Here is a 20,665-nt window from a genome sequence, read left to right as displayed (position 1 = left end):
AACAGCCTTTTGGCGGTCTCGACAACCGTCGGTTGTCAGTGCACTCCAGGGGACGTCACAGGGTCCGGACGGCCGGCTCCGTGATCCAACTGGCGAGCAGCGCCAGCCGCTCGGCCGTCTTCGAGCCCGGCGCGACGGTGTACGCGACCAGCGTCTGGTCCGGATCACCGGGCAGCGTGAGCGTCTCGTAGCCGAAGTCCAGCTCCCCGACGACGGAGTGGGCGATCCGCTTCACCCCGTAGGTCTTCTCCTTGACCAGATGATCGGCCCACAGCCGCCGGAACTCGTCGCTCTTGAGCGACAACTCGCCGATCAGCGCGGCCATCCGCTGGTCGTCCGGGTGCCGCCCCGCGTCCAGCCGCAGATACGCGACGGTCTCGGCGGCCACCGCGTTCCAGTCCGGGTACAGGCCGCGGGTCTGCTCGTCCAGGAACACCGACCGGGCGATGTTGCACTCGCCGTCCGGGTATGCGGAGAACCCGCAGACGGCGTCACCGAGCGCGTTCCACGCCAGGGCGTCCATCCGCCGCCCCAGGACGAAGGCCGGCCCGCCCATCGAGTCGAGCAGCAGCCGCAGCCCCGGCCGTACCCGCCGGCTGCCGCGCGACGCCGTGCGGGCGGTACGGGCCGGCCGGGCCAGCGCCCGCAGGTGCTCCTGCTCGGTCTCGTCGAGCCGCAGCACCCGGGCGATCGCGTCGAGGACGGCGTCGGACACGTTCTGGCCGCGGCCCTGCTCCAGCCGGATGTAGTAGTCCACGCTCACCCCGGCGAGCTGGGCGACCTCCTCGCGGCGCAGCCCCGGCACCCGCCGCCGGCCGTGCGAGGGAAGGCCCACGTCGTCCGGCTGGATACGGGCGCGGCGCGACTGCAGGAAACCGCTCAGATCACTGTCCATGGACAGCAGCCTAGAGCGCTGCCGGAAAGCCAGCCTGGTACTGCCGGACCCAGGAAAAGCACAGCCCTGGGTGGCCCTCGCGATCGGTCGCAGAGTGGAGCCCGTCAGCAGGACACCCCCGCACCACCACTTCAGGGAGCACTTCCTCATGAGCTACGACAACCTCGCCGGCCGCACCGCAGTCGTCACCGGAGCCGCCAGCGGCATGGGTGAGGCCACCGCCCGGCTGCTCGCCGCGCACGGCGCCCGGGTCGCGCTGCTGTCCCGCCGCGCGGACCGGCTGGACGAGCTGGCCGGGAAGATCGCCGCGGCCGGCGGCCAGGCGCTGGCCGTACCGGTCGACGTCACCGACGGCGCGTCCGTGGACGCGGCCGCCGACCGGATCCACCAGGCGTACGGACCCGTCGACCTGGTGGTGAACTCGGCCGGCGTCATGCTGCCCAACCCGCTCGACGACGGCCGGATCGACGAATGGTCCCGCATGATCGACACCAATGTGACGGGCGTGCTGCGGATCATCCGCGCCTTCACCGCCGACCTCGTCGCCGCCGCGGCCGAGCACCGGCCCGCCGACCTGGTCAACATCTCGTCGATCGGTGCGCACCTGATCTTCCCCAACTACGCCGTCTACGGGGCGACGAAGGCCGCGCTCACCCATCTGTCGGCGCTGCTGCGCTCCGAACTCGGTCCGCGCGACGTCCGCGTCACCAACATCGAGCCGGGGCTGACCGACACCGAGCTCGGCCACCACATCGACAACCAGGAGCTGTCGGCGCAGCTCGGGGGCATGTACGAGGCGATGGGCACGCTGTCGTCGGACGAGATCGCCGACATCATCGGGTTTGTCACCAGCCGCCCCGCGCACGTTAACCTGCGCCAGGTGATCGTGCAGCCGACCCGGCAGGCATGAGCCGTACCGGAACGGGGGAACGTCGGCGGTGGATCTCGATCTCGCGCAGGTCAGGGCCTTCGTCGTCACGGCGCAGCGGCTGCACTTCGGACAGGCGGCCGCCGAGCTGTTCCTCAGCCAGCAGGCGCTGTCCAAGCGCATCGCCCGCCTGGAGGACGCGCTCGGCGTGCGGCTCTTCGACCGCACCGGGCACAGCGTCGGACTGACCCCCGCCGGGCAGCGGTTCCTCGGGCCCGCCCAGGACGTCGTACGGGCCGGGGAGGCGGCGGTGGCGGCCGCGCGGCACAGCGAGCGCCCGCTGCGGGTGACCGTGTGGGGCCATATGTTCGTCCCGCTGCGGACGATCCGGCTGGTCGTCGGGGAACAGCCGGACCTGGACATCGAGCTGAGCCTGCGGCCCGGATTCGTGACGGCGCTGGCCGGTCTGCGGGCCGACGAGATCGACTTCGCGCTCGGCCGCACCCACGGCCTGGACGAGCCGTGGCCACGCACCCTCACCCGCCGGCTGGTGCGCCTCGACCCGGTCAAGGCGGTGCTGAGCCGGGACAGCCCGCTCGCCACCGCATCGGCGCTGCGGCCGGACGATCTGCGGGCCGGCCGGCTGTGGTTCCCGGCCGCGATGGAGAAGCTCGAATTCCTCCGGAGCTTCGTGGAACGCTTCGACATCCCGGGGGACTTCGGCGGGATCAACCTCGGTCTCGAACCCTTCCTCGGCCACCTGCGCGGCCGCCCCGACCTCTTCTCGCTGCTGCCCACCGATGTGGAGATCCCGCCCGGCACCGGCCTGGTCGAGATCCCCGTCGTGGACCCGACGCCGCTCTACGCCTGGCACGTCATCTGGCGTGCGAGCGAGAGCCACCCGGCGCTGGCACCGCTCCTCGACGCCTTCGCGCGCACCGCGCGGACCCACGACTGGCTGGCCTACGACCCCGCCAGGCACTGGCTCCCCGACACCGACCGGGGAGCTCTCGGAGCCGGTGGCGCTACGCCGTGAGCAGCGCCACCGGATGCGTCGCGAACAGGTCCGCGACGGATACGGTGCCGCGGTGGTGAGTGCCCGTCAGCCGGTCGGTCCAGTCGCCCGGCGGCAGCGCCAGCTCGGTGTCACGCCAGCCGCCCGCCTGCTCCAGGCCGTGCGAGAGCCGGGTGACGGCGGTGATCGAGCGGCCGGTCCTGACGAAGGCGACACAGTGGGCGGCGGCCGGACCGGTGGCGTGCAGGGGCTCGTACGTCGCCTCGGGGCCGAACCAGCCGGGGTGCTCGCGGCGCAGCAGCAGCGCCGTCGTCGTCACCAGCTCCTTCGGTCCGTCCGGCCCGCCCGACCGCCGGACGCCCGGCCGGTACGGGCGGCGGTTGTCGGGATCGACGAGGAGCAGCTGGGGGTGTTCGTCGCCCTGGTAGATGTCCGGCACGCCCGGCATCGTCAGATGCAGCAGCACCGCGCCGAGCCGGTTGACCTGTGAGGGAGCCTCGATCGCGCGGGAGATATCGGCGGTCGCGTAGTAGGTCGGCCCGGTGATCAGCTCGCGGGTGAAGGTGTCGAGCCGCTTCTCGTACGCCGTGTCCTGCTCCGTCCAGCTGGTGCGCAGCCCCGCCTCGCGTTCCGACTTCAGCAGTGTCGCGGCGACCACGTCCTCGGCGCCGTAGCTGCAGAAGACCACGGCGTACTGCCAGGCCAGGTACTCGGCGTGCCGGTCGACCAGCGGAATGCCGGCACGGGTGAAGTAGCTGCGCAGATGGTCCGATTCGCGGCGCAGCCAGGACCGCCACAGGGCCGGGTGCTCCGAGATCGCGGCGAGCCGGGCGCGGACGTCGGCGCTGCGCTTGGTGTCGTGGGTGGACAGGACGGTGCCGGTGGCCGGCCAGTCGCGCTGGAGGCGGGCGCAGAAGGCGTGGAACTCCTCCGGAGCGGTGGTGGGGTACGCGGGGTCCCGGCCGACCTCGTTGAGCGGCAGCAGCGGGTACCAGCGGTAGAAGGCGGTGTCCTCGACGGCCTTGGCGTGCAGCGCGGAGGCGACCTGGGCGAAGCGGACCGCGAACCCGGCGTCCGCTCCCAGCGCGAGATCACGGATCTCCGCCGCGGCCGGCACCCCCGCCTCACGGGCCGCGGTCTCCAGCATCGTGACCGCCTCGGCCGGCGCGTCCTCGCCCGGCACGACGTACGGGCGGTAGACCGGCAGCCGGACCAGCAGCTCGCGGATGGCCCGGCGCAGCACCGCCGGATCCCGGTCCGGCAGTGCGCGGGCGGCGGTGCGCCCGAGCCGGCTCACCTCGGCGGCCAGGTCCCGTGTCACGATCTTGTACGCGGCGCGCCGCGCGGTCGGTGCCCACTCGCCGCCCCGGTCGGCGTCCTGGCCGGTGAAGTCGGCGTACCCCGCCGTGATCCGCTCCACCCCGGCCGGATCGGCGAACAGCCCGTCGACCCGGTCCAGGGAGTCGTACCCGGTGGTCCCGGCGCAGGCCCAGTCGGCGGGCAGCCGCTCGTCGTGGCCGAGGATCTTCTCCACCACGGTCCAGCGGCCGCCGGTCGCGGTGGCGAGCCGGCGCAGATATCCGGCGGGGTCGGCGAGACCGTCGGGATGGTCGATGCGCAGACCGTCCACGACGCCTTCGCGCAGCAGCTCCAGCAGCTTGGCGTGGGTCGCGTCGAAGACCTCAGGGTCCTCGACCCGGACCGCGATCAGATCGGAAATCGTGAAGAAACGCCGGTAGTTGAGATCGGTCCTGGCCTCCCGCCAGTGGGCGAGCCGGTACCACTGGGCGTCGAGCAGCGCGCGCAGCGGGAGCTCCTCGGTGCCGGCGCGCAGCGGGAAGGCATGGTCGTAGTAGCGCAGCACCGGCTCGCCGAGCGCCTTGTCGTCCTCGACGCGCAGCCGGCCCAGCACCTCGTCGAGCGGGGCCCCCAGGACCGGCATCAGCAGCTTGCCGTCCAGCGCCGCCCAGTCGATGTCGAACCACCGGGCGTAGGGGGAGTCCGTCCCTTCCCGCAGCACCGACCACAGCGGGCGGCTGAGGTACTCCGGAGCCGGCACCGCCATGTGGTTGGGCACGGTGTCCAGGACGAGGCCGAGACCGTGCGCGCGGGCGGTGCGGGACAGCGCCCGCAGCCCCTCCTCACCGCCCAGCACCTCGCTGATCCGGGTGTGGTCGACCACGTCGTACCCGTGCGTGGAGCCGGGCGCGGCCTGGAGCACCGGGGACAGATGCAGATGGGAGACGCCGAGCGCGGCGAGGCGGGGCACCACCGCCTCGGCGTCGGTGAACGTGAAGTCCGGTTGCAGCTGCAGCCGGTAGGTGGCAGTGGGCACGGCGGCCGTCGGCGGGGTCATGCAGGAGTGCGTACCCCGCCGCACGGTCCTACGATCACATCAGTCCATCGATTACGCCGGGCGTTGCAGCACCACCAGGCTCCGGTCGGTCAGCTGCAGCCGGTCGCCGGCCTTGACCTTCCGCCCGCTGCCCGGCTCCACACCTTCGGCCCGGCCGGTGTCCACCACCAGCTGCCACTCCTTGCCGTGGTTGACCGGAACCACGAACTCCAGCTCCTCGGCCTGCGCGTTGAACAGCAGCAGGAAGGAGTCGTCCGTGATCCGCTCGCCGCGCGCGCCCGGCTCGGAGATCGCGCTGCCGTTGAGGAACACCACCAGCGACTTGGCGTGCGCCGCCTGCCAGTCCCGCTGGGCCATCTCCTCGCCCTCGGGGGTGAACCAGGCGATGTCGGAGAGCTCGTCGTGGGTGCCCTCCACCGGACGGCCGTGGAAGAAGCGCCGGCGGCGGAAGACCGGATGGTCGCGGCGCAGCCAGACCATGGTGCGGATGAACTCGTGCAGCCGCTGCGCCCCCGTCTCGCCCGCCTTCGGCCAGCGCACCCAGGCCAGCTCGTTGTCCTGGCAGTACGCGTTGTTGTTGCCGCGCTGGGTCCTGCCGAACTCGTCGCCGTGCGAGAGCATCGGCACGCCCTGGGAGAGCATCAGGGTGGCGATGAAGTTCCGCAGCTGGCGGCCGCGCAGGGCCAGGATGCCCGGATCCTCGGTCTCGCCCTCCTCGCCGCAGTTCCACGAGCGGTTGTGGCTCTCGCCGTCGCGGTTGTCCTCGCCGTTGGCCTCGTTGTGCTTGTCGTTGTACGAGACCAGGTCGTTGAGGGTGAAGCCGTCGTGGCAGGTCACGAAGTTGATGGAGGCCAGCGGGCGGCGGCCGTCGTCCTGGTAGAGGTCCGAGGAGCCGGTCAGCCGGGAGGCGAACTCCGCGAGGGTGGCGTTCTCGCCCCGCCACAGATCCCGGACGGTGTCGCGGAACTTGCCGTTCCACTCGGCCCACAGCGGCGGGAAGTTGCCGACCTGGTAGCCGCCCTCGCCGACGTCCCACGGCTCGGCGATCAGCTTGACCTGGCTGACCACCGGGTCCTGCTGCACCAGGTCGAAGAAGGACGACAGGCGGTCCACCTCGTGGAACTGCCGGGCCAGCGTCGCCGCGAGGTCGAAGCGGAATCCGTCCACGTGCATCTCGGTGACCCAGTAACGCAGCGAGTCCATGATCATCTGCAGTACGTGCGGACTGCGCATCAGCAGCGAGTTGCCGGTGCCGGTGGTGTCCATGTAATAGCGCTTGTCGTCGCCCAGCCGGTAGTACGACGCGTTGTCGAGCCCCCGGAAGGACAGCGTCGGCCCCAGATGGCTGCCCTCTGCGGTGTGGTTGTAGACCACGTCGAGGATCACCTCGATGCCGGCGGCGTGCAGCGCCCGCACCGCCGTCTTGAACTCCAGGACCTGCTGGCCCCGGTCGCCCAGCGAGGAGTACGTGTTGTGCGGGGCGAAGAAACCGATGGTGTTGTAACCCCAGTAGTTGTTCAGCCCCGCGTCCGCCAGCCGGTGGTCCAGCACGAACTGATGGACCGGCATCAGCTCCAGCGTGGTGACGCCGAGTTCCACCAGGTGGCCGATGACCGCCGGGTGTGCGAGGGCCGCGTAGGTGCCGCGGATCTCCTCGGGCAGATCGGGGTGAAGCATCGTCAGGCCCTTGACGTGGGCCTCGTAGATCACCATGCGGTGGTAGTCGATCCGCGGCGGCCGGTCGTCGGACCAGTCGAAGTACGGGTTCACCACGACCGAGGTCATGGTGTGCGGTGCCGAGTCCTGGTCGTTGCGGGTCTCCGGCTGGCCGAACTGGTAGCCGTACACCGCCTCGTCCCAGTCGATCGACCCGCTCACGGCCTTCGCATAGGGGTCCATGAGCAGCTTCGACGAGTTGCAGCGGTTGCCCTTGGCCGGCTCGTACGGGCCGTGCACCCGGAATCCGTACCGCTGGCCCGGCATCACGCCCGGCAGATAGGCGTGCCGCACGAAGGCGTCGGCCTCCCGCAGCTCCACGGCCGTCTCGGAGCCGTCGTCGTGCAGCAGGCACAGTTCGATGCGCTCGGCTACTTCGGAGAAGAGGGCGAAATTGGTGCCCGCGCCGTCGTACGTGGCGCCGAGGGGATATGCCGTACCCGGCCAGACTTGCATGTCGCGACTCTTCCACTCCGGGACCGGATGACGGTAGGCCGCTCGCCCGGTCACATCGTTGTCAACGCTTTATCTTCGCGTAGATGTGGGAGCAAAAGTGCCATTTGCGAAGATCGGATCTTCGCCGGAAAGGGTTCCGTACGTCACCCGGTGTCCCAACGGCCAGCAACCGTAAGGGTGATGACGCGATGCGGTTGTAGTCAAGTAGGGTCGATAGGGCTGCGGTGCCACCCGGTGGGCAGTAGCCTTCCTTGATCGTGGACGGGGGAGGGAGGCGGTGGCGTGGTGACGTCGGGAGGCCTTGTGCTCCCCAGTGGCGGAGATCAGGGAGACCAGAGCGGCGCCACTGCCGACGGTGCGCCCGGCGCGGTGACGCTCGCGCAGCCGTTGGAGATAGGAGCGGAACTGGACTGGGGCGCCGACGCCTGGGCGGAGGTGCGCACCCGTGCCAGCCGCGCCGGGCGGGCATACGTCTGGCTCAACCTCGTCGAGCAGCGCCTGCGCGCCGTCGTGAACGCCGTGCTGCGCCCGATCTACGAGCCCGTGCACGGCGAGGAGTGGGTGGTCGCCGCCGCGGGCCCGGCCGGACACGAATGGGTGCAGCGCGCTGCCGCCGTCCGTGAGGTCAGCCGCCGCAAGGGCTTCCTGCTCGACCCCGCCGACGACAACATCCTCAGCTTCCTGACCCTCCCGCAGCTGCGGGAACTCGTCGTTCAGCACTGGCCGTGCTTCGAGCCGTACTTCGACGAGCGCCGCGATCTCGAACTCGCGCTCGACGAGCTCGAGGTCGCCCGGCATGTCGTCTCCCGCAACCGCGCGCTGTCCCGCACCGTCCTCGCGCAGGCCGAACGGGCCGCCGCCCGGCTGCTGGACATCCTCGGTTCCGGCTCCGGCTACGCCGCCGCCGACCGGCTCCCCGTCGACGTCGTCGAGGAACTGGTCGCCGACCGCTACGCCGATGTCGTCGGCGTCTACTCCGACCGGGTCCGGCTCCAGCGCCAGCTGCCCGCCGAGGACCTCTTCGGATCGGCGCACCGGCTGGACGCGATAGGCATCGGCCTGAACCTCCTCGTGCAGAACTACTCCGGCCGCCGGCTGATGCGGCTCGCAGAGTCCGGCTGCCGTATCCGGCTGCTCTTCCTCAACCCCGCCAGCAGCGCGGTCCGCCGCCGGGAGCGCGAGCTCGGGCTCGGGCGCGGCGAGCTGAGCCGCTCCGTCGAGATGAACATCATGCACATGCGCCGGGTCCGGGCCCGGCTGCGCGACCCCGCGGCCTTCGAGATCCGGGTCTTCGACGAGACCCCGCGCTTCACCGCGTACCTCGTCGACGGCGACAGCGCCGACGGCCTCGCGGTCGTCCAGTCCTATCTGCGCAAGGCCCGCGGGATGGAGGTCCCGGTGATGGTGCTGCGCGGTCCCTCGCGCCATGTCGTCAAGGACGACCGGCGCGGTGAGCACAGCGGACTCTTCGACGTCTACCGCGAGGAGTTCGAAGGAGTCTGGGCCGACTCCCGGCCGGTTTCCTGACCGGTGTCGTGACACCCGGGGCGGTCTCCTGACACCCGGGGGACCCACTGTCAGTGGTGCACGAGAGGATGGCAGAGCACACGGGGGACCAGTGGGAGGTAGGCGCATGGCATGGCATCGGGAGCTGCTGGTCGGCTTCGACCTGGAGACGACGGGGACGGATCCGCACGAGGCGCGGATCGTCACGGCCGCGGTCACCGAGGTCAAGGGCGGTGAGCCGATACGGCACCGGGAGTGGCTCGTCGATCCCGGCGTGGCCATTCCCGAGGGCGCGACCGCGATCCACGGCATCACGACCGAGCGGGCCGTGGCCGAGGGCCGTCCTGCCCGGGAGGCCGTCGCCGAGATAGCCCGCGCGCTGCGCGAGTACTGGGCGGACGGTGTACCGGTCGTCGTCTACAACGCCCCCTTCGACCTGAGCCTGCTCGCCGCCGAGCTGCGCCGCCATGAGCTGCCGGGCCTCGGCGGCGCCCCCGGCCCGGCCGTCGGACCGGTCCTGGATCCGCTGGTCATGGACCGGGCGCTGGACAAGTACCGCAAGGGCAAGCGCAATCTGGAGGCGGCCTGCGCGGTGTACGGGGTGGTGCTGGACGACGCGCACGAGGCGGGCGCCGACGCACTCGCCGCCGTCCGGGTCGCCCGCGCGCTGGGCGAGCGGTACGCGGAGGTGGGCGACGCCGACCTCTGGGACCTGCACCGCTCCCAGATCCGCTGGTACACCGACTGGGCCACCGGCTACCAGAAGTGGCTGCGCCGCGACCGCGACCCGGAGGCCGTCGTCGACGCGTCCTGGCCGCTGCGGCTGGACGCGCTGCTGCCGCAGCAGCGCACCGGCCCGTCCGACGTTCAGCTGCTGGACGAACCGGATGTTCCGGGCGGCCGCGGGTCGCGCTGACCGCTCGGCCGCCGAGGGGTCGTCGGGGTCGGGGCGCCGACGGCGCACCGGGCCGCGCCGGCATCCCGCGCGCGCCGCGCGGACTTCTAGGGTGGGAGCTGACCCGCGGGAGCTGCGCGGATCGGGGCTCGGGCTTCGGGCCGGACGGTCGGACGGGGTCGGCGTGCCGGAGCGCGTGGACCGGCCGGGGCTGTCGTCAAGGTTGCGGTCCGAAGGGCCCGTGCGTCAGAACGGGTACCAGCGGACCTCTGGGTCGCCGTCGCGCAGCGACGCGACGCGGCGGCGGAACTCGGCGAGTGCCGCGGGGTTCGCGGGCGCGTGCTGGGCGACCCAGGCGCAGCTGGCGGTCTCCCGCGCGCCGCGCAGCACGGCGCAGCCGTCCCACTCGCGCACGTCCCAGCCGTAGGCCGCCGTGAAGGTGTCGTAGGCGGCCGGGTCGAGACCGTAGCGGTCCCGGCTGAGCGCCATCACCACCAGATCGTGTTCGCGCAGATCGGTGGAGAACGTCTCCAGGTCCATCAGCACCGGCCCGTCGGGGCCGACCTGGACGTTGCGCGGCAGCGCGTCGCCGTGCACCGGGCCGCGCGGCAGCCGGGGCGTCAGCGCGGCGGCGGCCGCGGCGAATCCGTCCCGCCGGTCGCGCAGATACGCGGCGTCCGCCGGATCGATGGCGTCGCCCGCGAGCCGCAGCCAGCGTTCCACCCCGCCCAGCAGATCACGCGGCGGCAGCACCGGAGCGGACGGCCCCGACGGTTCCGGCAGCGCGTGCACCAGCCGCAGCAGTCCGGCGAGGTCGGCGGGTCCTGCGGGGCGTACCGGCTCGGGCAGCCGCACCCAGTACGTGACGGGATGGCCATCGACCAGCCGGGCCTGCGGCGTGGCGGCCCGGACCGCCGGCACGTCGTGCTCCGCCAGCCAGCCGGCGATCCGCACCTCGCGCTCGGCGCGCTCGAGCAGTTCGGCGCTGCGGCCGATCTTGACGACGAGACCGTCGCCCACCGCGAACACCGCGTTCTCGCCCAGCGCCAGCAGCCGAACCCCGGCGGCGTCCGGCGCCCCGGAGCCCGCCGGATCCGTAGCGGAGGCCGTAGTGGTGGCCGCCGCGGAAGCCGCCGCGGGCCTCGCCGCTGCCGCCAGGACGGCCCGTGCCCGTTCCTCCGTGAACGCCGTGCCCGATTGCCCCACGACTGCCCTCCGCCGTTCCCCGTTCGAATGATCACCGACAGTCTCGCACCTGCCCGCGGGCAGGTGCCCGCAGCCGCCGGCCCCGGAGCCGACGTGCCGTCACATGGTCTTGACGGGCCGCCCGGGGGTCCGGACCATGACGGGGCCCGCCGGGGTCGGCTCCGCGCCGGCCGGGCGGACCGTCCGACGGAGCCGCGCGAAGGAGCCCGCCTGCCGTGACCCTGGCCACCGCGCCACCCAGGACCCGCCCGCGGCGTCATGACCGGGGCGTGTGGTTCCTCGTCCTCCCGGCCCTGATCCTCGCCGCGGACGAGGCGCTGCGCGAACTCCCGCTGCTGAGCACCGGCCGGCGCGGCACCTCCGCCGCCCTGCTCCCGGCGCCGGAACTGCCGCCCGCCAGAAACGCGCTGGCTCTGATCGCCGTCGCCTGGACCGAACTGGTCATCACCGGCGAGGCCGCCCGCCTCAAGCGCTGCGCCGAGCACGCCTGCGCCTGGGTCTTCTGGGACGTCTCCAAGAACCGCAGCCGCCGCTGGTGCTCCCTGCGGGTCTGCGGCAACCGCACCAAGGCGCGGCGGTACGCGGCCAAGCACGCGGCCACCGCCGGCTGAGGGACCGGCGGTGGCAGGGGTGCGGCGCCCCTGGGCGCTGTGCGGAAGAGGACATGGGCCGGCCCGGTCTCCCCCGTGAGAGACCGGGCCGGCAGTGAGCGGGAGAAGGTCAGACGCGGGCCGCGTCGTACTCCTCGGCCGGGCGGCCGGCCGAGGCGGGCACCGGCGGGGCCAGCACGGCCTCGTCGTGGGTCATGTCCGGGAGCCAGCCGAGCCACTTGGGCAGGTACCAGTTGCGCTCACCGAGCAGGGCCATGACGGCGGGGAGCAGGACCCCGCGGATGACGGTCGCGTCGATGAGGACGGCCACCGCCAGGCCGACGCCCATCTGCTTCATGCTCTGCATGGAGAGCGTTCCGAAGATGGCGAACACCGCGACCATGATGACCGCCGCGCTGGTGACGACGCCCGCCGTGGTGGTGATGCCGTGCTGGATGGCGCTCTGGGTGCTGAGGCCGCGCATCTTGGCCTCGCGGATCCGGGAGACCACGAAGACGTGGTAGTCCATGCTCAGCCCGAACAGGATCACGAAGAGGAAGAGCGGCAGCCAGGCGACGACCGCGCCGGTTCCCGTGGCACCCACCAGCCCCGCGCCCCAGCCGTGCTGGAAGACGGCGGCGAGGACACCGTAGGCCGCGCCCACCGACAGCAGGTTGAGGACGATGGAGGTGGCGGCGATGGTGAGGGAGCGGAAGGACAGCAGCATCAGGAGGAAGGCGAAGACGATCACGAAGGCGAAGACCGGCGGGACGCTGCTCGTGATCTTGTTGGTGAAGTCCATCGAGCCGGCCGTCTGACCGGTGATGGGCGCTTCGAGCCCCGGGACCTTGCCGAGCGTGTCGGGCCGTATCTCGTCCCGCAGTTGGACCAGTCCGGCCTCGGCCTTGGTCTTGTCCGTGCCACCCGCCAGCGGGACGTCGATCTGCGCGATGTTCTCCTTGGCGTGGACGACCACGGTGACCGGGCCCTTGCTGGCGCCCTTCGAGACGGCCTCGGCCCGGAAGTCCTCGATCGCCTGCTTGACGGGTGCCGCGTTGATGTCGTCGGCCTTGACGACCACGTGCGCCGGGTCGGGGCCGCCGGGGAACGCCACGTTGATGCGGTCGTAGGTCTGGATGATCGGCAGGTCGTCGCCGAGCTCCTGGTTCATCGTGAGGTTCGCGGTGTGCAGCCCGAGCGCCGGGGAGGCGATGAGGATCAGCGCGCCGCCGGCGATGACGGTGGCGGTCTTCGGGTTGCGCAGCACGGGGGTGAGAACGGCCGTCCAGAAGCGGCTGTTGCTCGTGGCGGAGCGCTGCGGGGTGTTCTTCCGGGCGCGGTTGAGGAACGGGATGCGGCCCTTCTCGACCCGGTGGCCGAGCAGCGAGAGCAGCGCGGGAAGGACGGTCACGGAGCCGAACATGGCGACCGCGACGACCATCATGGTGGCCACGCCCATGGCCTTGAAGTCCGCGATGCCGGTGAAGAGCATGCCGGCCATCGCGACGATCACGGTGATGCCGGAGATGAGGATGGCGCGGCCGGACGTCGCCGAGGCGATCTTGATGGCGGTCTGCGCGTCGTGTCCCGCGGCCCGCTCCTCACGCTCGCGGCGCAGGTAGAACAGGCAGTAGTCGACGCCGACGGCCAGACCGACCAGCAGCATCACGGAGTTGGCGGTGTCGCTCATCGGCACCAGGTGGCTGACGACCGCGACCAGACCGGTGGTCGCCACGAAGGCGGTCACCGCGAGGAGGACCGGCAGCAGGGCGGCGACCAGTGCGCCGAAGGCGATCAGCAGGATGCCGAGGGCGACCGGGACCGCGGAGAACTCGGCGGTCTTGAAGTCGTCGCCGAACGCGTCACCGAGCACCTTCTCGGAGCTCGCGTCGCCGAACTCCTCGATCCGCAGGTCCTGGTACTTGGCCTGCGTTCCCGCGACCGCGTCGGTGACCTTGGTGACGCGCTCCTTGGCGGTCTTCTTGTCACCGGTCATCTCGAACCGGACCAGTGCGGACTTCTGGTCCGCGGAGATCGCCTTGGTGTCGTAGGGCGAGGTGATGTTGGTGGCCTGGCCGGTGGTCTTGACCGCGGCTATGACGGCGTCCACGGCGGTGTGGACCGCGGGATCCGTGACCGTGCCGCCGGACTTGACCTGGATGAGCACCATCTCGCCGGCGGCACCCTTGATGCCCGCGTCGTCGATGATCCCCGCCGCCTGGCTGACCTCACCCGGGAGGCCTTCCTCCTGGCTGGCGTCCACCCGGCCGGCCATCTGCCCGATGGCCAGCGCGAGGACCACGAAGACCAGCCAGCCGATGACGGCGGTCCAGCGGTGCCGGGCGCTCCAGCCACCCATTGCCGCAGCGATTCCCATTTTGCTGCCGTGTGCGCGTCCGCGACTCACGGTTCCCCCTCGTCATGGCAGCGGCACCGCACCGCTTGCTTCACCCATGACGCTAGGGGCTGAGGGGCGGCCGACCCATCAGGCTTCCAGGTGACTTGGCGGTGGGGGTTCTCCCCCATCCAGGGGAGGCTATCCCCACCCCCAGAGGACGCCGGTCCCTTACATCTATAAAGATCGCCTAAGGAAACCATCATCCAGTGCTCCGATGAATCAGCCAACTTCCCTGCAGTGAAGCGGTGATTGCTGCGTATTTCCTTGACCATGGACTGTCAGTGGTCGTATGTTTCCGGCACTTACGAGGCCGATCCCACGGGAGGGACCATGCCCGCACCCCTGAGGCCCGTTCGCCGCAGAGCCGCAGCCGTCTGCGCTTCGCTGGCGGCCGTCGCCGCGTTCGCCACCACCGGAATATCCCCGGCCGCCGGAGCACCGGCGGCCGCGTCTCGCGATGTCTATGTCTCCCCGGCCGGTGACGACCACGCCGCCGGCACCACCAAGCACCCCGTCCGCACCCTGGAACACGCCCGCGACCTCGCCCGCGCACGCGCCGGGCACCTCACCGCCGATCTGACCGTCCATCTGGCCCCGGGCACCTACCGGCAGTCCAAGCCCCTCGTGCTCGACGCCCGCGACTCCGGGAGCAACGGCCACCGGGTGATCTGGGACGGCGCCGGGTCCGCGGTCATCAGCGGTGGCCGCCAGGTGACCGGCTGGCACCAGGTCGCCGGCCGGCCGGGACTGTGGTCCGCGCCCGCGCCGAGCGGGCTCACCAACACCCGGCAGCTGTACGTCGACGGGGTGCGCGCCCAGCGCGCCCGTGGCCAGGTGCCCGTCGGACTGACCGCCACCGCCACCGGCTACACGGCCTCCGCCGGCACGCTCGCCGGCTGGCGGAACATCGGCGACGCCGAGTTCGTCTACACCAGCGGCGAGTCGCTGTGGAACATCGACCGCGACGGCCTCGGCCAGTGGACCGAGCCACGCTGCCCCCTCGCCTCCGCCACCGGCACCACGATCACGATGGCCCAGCCCTGCTGGGACAATTCCAACAGACGTGTTGAATTCCCCGACATCCCCGGCCGGACCGTCAGCATGGTCGGCCCCGGCAAGCTCACCAACAGCGGCCACGCCTCGTACATCGAGAACGCCTACGAGCTGCTCGACCAGCCCGGCGAGTGGTACTTCGACCGCAAGGCCCACACCGTCTACTACCTGCCGCGCCCCGGCGAGGACCCACGGCACGCCGATGTCGAGGCCCCGGTCGCACAGAAGCTGATCGACGGCGGCGGAACGGCCGCCGCGCCCCTGCGCGACGTCTCCTTCCGCGGGCTGCAGTTCAGCTACGCGACCTGGCTGACCCCGTCGGGTCCCGGCGGATTCTCCGAGATCCAGGCCGGCTACACGATCACCGGGCCGACCGGCTGGGCCACCCAGGGTCTCTGCCACTTCGTCGAGGGCGGTACCTGCCCGTTCGCCGACTGGACGAAGATGCCGGGCAACGTCTCGCTCGCGTACAGCCGAGGCGTCGAGTTCTCCGGTGATGTGTTCGCGCATCTCGGCGCGGCGGGACTGGAGTTGGGCACCGGGACGCAGGACGCCCGGGTCAGCGGCAGCATCTTCACCGACATCTCCGGCAACGGCCTGGAGATCGGCGGCGTCGACGGCGCCGAACCCGCCACCGGCGTCCAGGTCACCGACAACCACCTCTACGCGCTGCCCCGCGAATTCCACGGCGGGGTCGCGATCCTCAACGGCTACACCCAGCACACCACGATCGCCCACAACCAGATCGACCACGTCGGCTACTCCGCGATCTCGCTGGGCTGGGGCGGCTGGCCCGACAAGATCGGCTCGCCCGCGACCCCGAACGCCGGCCACGACAACGCCGTACGCGACAACCTCATCTTCGACTACATGCAGATGCTGGACGACGGCGGCGGCATCTACACGCAGGGGCTGACCGGCACCTCGATCGCCGACGGCGAGAAGGTCACCGGCAACGTCATCCACGGACAGTGGGGCCTGGGCAAGAGCGTCTACACCGACAACGGCTGCACGTACGAGACGGTCCAGGGCAACGTCCTCTACGGCGCCTCGTACGCGAACGTCGCCAGCCGCCACACCGACTTCCGCGACGCGCTCGGCAACAACGACCCGACCCTCGTCAAGGACAACTGGTGGGAGGAGGGCACCGGGGACGGTGACAACAAGGGACTCGTCACCACCGGCAACCGCATCATCGCCGCTCCGTCCGACGCCCCCGCCGCGATCGTCGCCAACGCGGGCCTCGAACCCGCCTACCGCGGGCTGCTCAACCGGCGGATCGGCGCACTCAGCACCCCTGAGGCACCGTCACGCGTCGGCACCAGCTCCGGTGGCACGACCGCGCTGGTCGTCACCTTCAACCCCACCTTCGCCGACGGGGGAGCGCCCGTGACGTCCTACACGGCGCATGTGTACGACGCCGCGGGCCATGAGGCGGCGACGGTGCCGGTCACGGCCGCGGAGTTCCGCACCCGCGGTTACCTCCGCGTCACGGGGCTGCGGCCCGGTGAGCCGTACACCGTCGCCGTGAGCGCGGCCAACTCCCGTGGAAGCGGGGCGGCTTCGCTGCCGTCGAATCCTCTGGTGCCCGCCGCCGTGACGACGCTGTCCGCCGCACCCACCGGGGCGAAACTGCGCGCCCAGGCGCACGCGGCGACCGTCGTCTGGACGCCGCCGGTGAACACCGGCGCCGCCGAGGTCACGGGCTATCTGATCACCGTCTCCGACGGCCGCACGATCGAGGTCGCAGGCCGGGACACGCTCGTCACCCAGCCGTCCGGCAAGGGGATGTTCCGCGTCATCGGCGGTCTCACCCCGGGCACCGCGTACCAGGTCACCATCGCGGCGGTCACCGCCGCGGGAACCGGTCCTTCGGTGACCGCGAACGGCACCACACCCGCCGCCTGACGCGTCAGGCCGAGAGCAGGATCCGGCGGGGGAGAAGGGCCCCCGCATAACGCTCCAGCAGCAGCTCGACGAGTTCCGGGGCCGCGCCCAGCACAGGAGCGAGGGCGTCGGCGCCGGACTCGCGGGCACCGCGGACGATGCGGTCGGGCAGGAAGCCCGGCGCGATGACGTACGGGGCGACGGCGATACGGCGGACGCCCTCGGCCCGCAGCTGCCGGACCGCGTCCTCGGTCCGGGGAAGGGATGCGGAGGCGAACGCAGGCCGCACGGCGCACCAACCGGTGTGCCGCCACTCCCGCGCGATTTCAGCGATCACTGCGATCGCCTCCGGGTCGGTGGAGCCCGCCGAGGCCAGGACGACCCCGGTCGAGCGGTCGCCGGGGGTGACCCCGGCCTCGGCCAGCCGCCGCTCCAGGGCGGCGGTCAGCAGGGGCGAGGGGCCGAGGACATCGGCCACCGCGACCCTCAGCCGGGGGTACGCGGCGGTCGACTCGCGCAGCACGGCGGGGATGTCGGCCTTCGCATGGAAGGCGCGGGTGAGGAGCAGCGGCAGCGCGACGATGTCGCGGACCCCTTCCGCCGCGAGGCGGTCGACGACCTGCGCCACGGTCGGCGCGCAGAAGTCGAGGTATCCGGTGACGACGCGGAGCCCCGGCCGGGCGGCCCGTACCTGCTCGGTCAGCGCGTGGACGGTCGCGGCATGGCGCGGATCGCGACTGCCGTGGGCGATGACGAGGAGGACTGGACCGTTCATTACTGGCTCCGGGACACCAGGCCGCGGGTGCGCAGCACACGGCGCTCCAGCGGGCTGAAGATCAGCAGGTCGATGGCGATACCCACGACGAGGATGAGGATGATGCCGAGGAAGATGCCCGGCATGTCGGACCCCTCGCGCATGTTCTCCAGGTAGCGCCCCAGGCCGGTACCGAGGTCGGGGGAGGAGGCGATGAGCTCGGCGGCCATCAGGGAGCGCCAGGAGAACGCCCAGCCCTGCTTGAGGCCTGCCAGGTAGCCGGGCAGCGCGGCCGGCAGCAGGATGTGCCGGGCACCGCTCACCCCGCTGGCGCCGAGCGTGCGGCCGGCGCGCAGATAGAGCGGCGGCACCTGGTCGATGCCGGAGATCAGCCCGTTGGCGATGGAGGGCACCGCGCCGAGCAGGATGACGGCGTACATCGCGGAGTCGGTGATGCCGAGCCAGATGACCGCGGCGGGCACCCAGGCCACCGACGGCAGCGACTGCAGGCCCGACAGGATCGGCCCGATCGCGGACCGGACGAACGGGACGCGGGCCACGACGAGGCCGACCGGGGTGCCGATGGCGACCGCGGCGAGGAAGCCCAGCAGCCCGCGCTCGACACTGGTCCAGATGATGTCGAGGAGCTGGCCCTCGTTCCACAGCGTCATGAAGCTGCTGCCGACCGCCCGCGGGGCGGGCAGCTTGGTCTCCGGCGCGAAGCCGGCCAGGACGGCGAGCTGCCACACCACGAGCACCAGGAGGACCGCCGAGACCGGCGGCAGGACCTTCTTGACCAGGACCTGGGTGAACGGGGTGCGCCGGACCTGGACCGCGTCCAGGGCGTCGAGCCCGGCCTCCAGACCCGCGAGGTCCTGGGCTCCCGCACTGCCCTTCTTATCGGCCGGAACGGTCTCAGTGCTGGCCATGTCGGCGGATCTCCCCACGCAGTTCTTCGGTGATCTCGATGGACAGCTCGGCGACGGCGGCGTCCTCGATACGGCGCGGCTGCGGGATGTCCACGGCCCATTCGCGGGCGACCCGGCCGGGCCGGGACGTCAGCAGCACCACACGCTCCGCGAGCCGGACGGCCTCGCGGACGTTGTGGGTGACGAAGAGGACGGAGACGCCCGTCTCGGCCCAGATGCGGGTGAGCTCGCCGTGCAGGACGTCCCGGGTGATGGCGTCCAGCGCCGCGAACGGCTCGTCCATCAGCAGCACGTTGGAGTCCTGGGCCAGCGCACGGGCGAGCGCGACGCGCTGCCGCATACCGCCGGACAGCTCGTGGACCCGCTTGCCGTAGGAGCCGTCGAGGCGCACCAGGCTCAGCAGCCGCTCGGCCTCCGGGCGGCGCTCGGCGCGCGGCACGCCGCGCAGCCGCAGCGCCAGTTCGATGTTCTTGCCGGCGGTGAGCCAGGGGAAGAGCGCGTGCTCCTGGAACATCAGCGCCGGACGGCCGCCGCCGGGCACGGTGATGGTGCCGGCGGTCGGCCGGTCGAGGCCCGCGACCAGGTTGAGCAGGGTCGACTTGCCGCAGCCGGAGGCACCCAGGAGACAGACGAACTCACCGGGACGGACGTCGAGGGTGATGTCGTCGAGCACCGCCTGGGCGGAGCCCGGACGGCCGAAGACCTTGTGGACGTGGTCGATGCGAACGGCGGGCGCGCCGTCTGCGACGGCGGTGTCCGCGCTGTGCTGCTCGGTGGTCCTGACTGCCGTGGCCATCCGGTCACCTCCTGGTACGTGGGCGGGCGGTGCGTGCTGCGGGCCGCCGGTGTCCGGCCCCTGCGGGCCGGACACCGGCTGCTTCCGGGTGTTTCCGTGGCGCGGTGCTGCTACTGCTTGCCGAGCCCTGCCGCGTCCACCGTGGGCTTGCCCGCGGCCGTGAGGACCTTGTTGAGCAGCGTCAGGTCGTAGATCCCGGCGAGGTCGGGCTTCTTCAGCAGACCGGCCTTGACGGCGTGGTCGGCCTCGGACGTCAGCGACTTGGCGAGCGGGTCGTCGAGGACCTGGATGCTCGCCCACGCCGGGTCGAGGATCTCGGCCGGCAGCGCCTTCTGGGTGTCCTTCTTGAGCTGGGCGTTCGCGGCGGCCTTGGCCTTGTCCGGGTTGGCCGTGATCCACGCGTTGGTGTTCACCGAACCGCGCAGCACCGCCTCGACGACGTCCGGGTGCGCCGACAGGAACTTCTGCGACACGATCACATTGGTGATCACGAACTTCTTGTCGGGCCACAGGTCGCGCTCGTCGAGCAGCACCTTGCCGCCCTCGGAGACCAGCTTGGACGCGGTCGGCTCCGGCACCCACGCGCCGTCGATGGAGCCGGACTTGTAGGCGTCGGGCGTGACCTTGTTGTCGGTGCGGAAGACGGAGACGTCGCCCTTGCCGCTCTGCGCGTCGACCTTCCAGCCCTTTTCGGCGATCCAGTTGAGGAACGCCACGTCCTGGGTGTTGCCCAGCTGCGGGGTCGCGATCTTCTTGCCCTTGAGGTCGTCCAGGGTCTTGATCTTCGCGGGGTTGACGACCAGCTTCACGCCGCCCGAGGCGGAGCCGGAGATGATCCGCAGGTTGGTGCTCTTGGACTTGGTGTAGCCGTTGATGGACGGCGAGGGGCCGATCCAGCCGATGTCGATGGAACCGGCGTTCAGCGCCTCGATCTCGGACGGGCCCGCGTTGAAGGTCTGGGTCTTGATGGCGGTGCCGCCCAGCTCCTTCGCGAACAGGCCCTGGTTGAGGCCGACGAGCGCGGTGGCGTGGGTGAGGTTCGGGAAGTAGCCGATCTTCACTTCGTCGGCGGAGAGCTTCTTCGCACCCGAACTGGCCACCGGGGCAGCGTTGCTGTCCTTCGTGTCGTCGGACTTCGAGCCGTACCCGCAGGCGGCGAGAGCGCCGAAGAGGAGCGGGAGGGTCGCGGCAGCGGCGATCGTTCGCTTCAGGCTGCGGGTGGTTGCGGCAGACACGGGAGGTGTTCCTCTCGGAGAGCCGGAGCGCGCCTATCTGGGCGCTGCCGGAAAGTCGTCAGGTCTTCGGTGGTACGGGCGTACTCGCCTACAGCTGCGGGGTTCAGCGG

General features: G+C 71.5%; 14 protein-coding genes and 1 pseudogene. 6 read left to right on the top strand and 9 right to left on the bottom strand.

The features are described 5' to 3' along the window. Positions 1-55: 55 nt before the first annotated feature. A complete protein-coding gene (locus G3I60_RS25155) occupies positions 56-895 on the bottom strand; it encodes a helix-turn-helix transcriptional regulator (RefSeq protein ID WP_164295240.1) in 840 nt (279 codons plus the stop codon). A 148-nt stretch (positions 896-1,043) separates the two neighbouring features. Here G3I60_RS25155 and G3I60_RS25150 point away from each other — a divergent pair, with 148 nt between their 5' ends. Then, complete coding sequence (locus tag G3I60_RS25150; protein WP_138354316.1) at positions 1,044-1,805, top strand: SDR family oxidoreductase; 762 nt, start codon at positions 1,044-1,046, stop codon at positions 1,803-1,805. Positions 1,806-1,833: 28 nt separating this feature from the next. Beyond that, positions 1,834-2,799, top strand: a complete 966-nt coding sequence (locus G3I60_RS25145) for a LysR family transcriptional regulator (protein WP_164295239.1) — start codon at positions 1,834-1,836, stop codon at positions 2,797-2,799. Here G3I60_RS25145 and treY read toward each other — a convergent pair. Beyond that, positions 2,789-5,134 (bottom strand): malto-oligosyltrehalose synthase, encoded by a 2,346-nt coding sequence (treY, locus tag G3I60_RS25140; protein WP_164295238.1) that lies wholly within the window; start codon positions 5,132-5,134, stop codon positions 2,789-2,791. The genes G3I60_RS25145 and treY overlap by 11 nt on opposite strands. 51 nt (positions 5,135-5,185) lie before the next feature. Further along, positions 5,186-7,306, bottom strand: coding sequence for a glycogen debranching protein GlgX (gene glgX, locus G3I60_RS25135; RefSeq protein ID WP_164295237.1), 2,121 nt, complete (start codon positions 7,304-7,306; stop codon positions 5,186-5,188). A 285-nt stretch (positions 7,307-7,591) separates the two neighbouring features. On the opposite strand from glgX, the gene G3I60_RS25130 reads away from it, so the two are divergent. Together G3I60_RS25130 and G3I60_RS25125 are read left to right on the top strand one after the other, a co-directional pair. Continuing rightward, positions 7,592-8,833 carry an SAV2148 family HEPN domain-containing protein gene (locus G3I60_RS25130; protein WP_187145341.1) on the top strand — a complete coding sequence of 414 codons (1,242 nt, stop codon included), beginning with the start codon at positions 7,592-7,594 and terminating at the stop codon, positions 8,831-8,833. 106 nt (positions 8,834-8,939) lie between these two features. Beyond that, positions 8,940-9,728: a 3'-5' exonuclease gene (locus G3I60_RS25125; protein WP_164295236.1), complete on the top strand. Its 789-nt coding sequence runs from the start codon at positions 8,940-8,942 to the stop codon at positions 9,726-9,728. A 225-nt stretch (positions 9,729-9,953) separates the two neighbouring features. On the opposite strand, the gene G3I60_RS25120 is transcribed toward G3I60_RS25125, so the two are convergent. Continuing rightward, positions 9,954-10,913 (bottom strand): aminoglycoside phosphotransferase family protein, encoded by a 960-nt coding sequence (locus G3I60_RS25120; RefSeq protein ID WP_164295235.1) that lies wholly within the window; start codon positions 10,911-10,913, stop codon positions 9,954-9,956. A gap of 287 nt (positions 10,914-11,200) precedes the next feature. Here G3I60_RS25120 and G3I60_RS45680 point away from each other — a divergent pair. Then, positions 11,201-11,524 (top strand): annotated as a pseudogene (locus G3I60_RS45680) (CGNR zinc finger domain-containing protein); the annotation flags it as partial. Positions 11,525-11,633: 109 nt separating this feature from the next. On the opposite strand, the gene G3I60_RS25110 reads toward G3I60_RS45680, so the two are convergent. Beyond that, positions 11,634-13,880: an MMPL family transporter gene (locus G3I60_RS25110; RefSeq protein ID WP_203673764.1), complete on the bottom strand. Its 2,247-nt coding sequence runs from the start codon at positions 13,878-13,880 to the stop codon at positions 11,634-11,636. 351 nt (positions 13,881-14,231) lie between these two features. Here G3I60_RS25110 and G3I60_RS25105 point away from each other — a divergent pair, with 351 nt between their 5' ends. Further along, positions 14,232-16,862, top strand: coding sequence for a fibronectin type III domain-containing protein (locus G3I60_RS25105; protein ID WP_164295234.1), 2,631 nt, complete (start codon positions 14,232-14,234; stop codon positions 16,860-16,862). Positions 16,863-16,866: 4 nt separating this feature from the next. On the opposite strand, the gene G3I60_RS25100 is transcribed toward G3I60_RS25105, so the two are convergent. From G3I60_RS25100 to G3I60_RS25085, 4 genes are all read right to left on the bottom strand, one after another. Continuing rightward, entirely contained in the window at positions 16,867-17,616 is a 750-nt protein-coding gene (locus G3I60_RS25100) for a sirohydrochlorin chelatase (protein ID WP_164295233.1), read from the bottom strand. Next, complete coding sequence (locus tag G3I60_RS25095) at positions 17,616-18,524, bottom strand: ABC transporter permease (RefSeq protein ID WP_138354326.1); 909 nt, start codon at positions 18,522-18,524, stop codon at positions 17,616-17,618. Before G3I60_RS25095 ends, G3I60_RS25100 begins: the two co-directional genes overlap by 1 nt. Then, entirely contained in the window at positions 18,511-19,320 is an 810-nt protein-coding gene (locus G3I60_RS25090) for an ABC transporter ATP-binding protein (protein ID WP_138354327.1), read from the bottom strand. Before G3I60_RS25090 ends, G3I60_RS25095 begins: the two co-directional genes overlap by 14 nt. A gap of 110 nt (positions 19,321-19,430) precedes the next feature. Continuing rightward, positions 19,431-20,555 carry an aliphatic sulfonate ABC transporter substrate-binding protein gene (locus tag G3I60_RS25085; protein ID WP_138354328.1) on the bottom strand — a complete coding sequence of 375 codons (1,125 nt, stop codon included), beginning with the start codon at positions 20,553-20,555 and terminating at the stop codon, positions 19,431-19,433. Between the last annotated feature and the right edge of the window lie 110 nt (positions 20,556-20,665).

The sequence above is a fragment of the Streptomyces sp. SID13666 genome (assembly GCF_010548325.1).
Classification (GTDB): domain Bacteria; phylum Actinomycetota; class Actinomycetes; order Streptomycetales; family Streptomycetaceae; genus Actinacidiphila; species Actinacidiphila fildesensis.
This window is presented reverse-complemented; position numbering and strand designations above follow the sequence as displayed.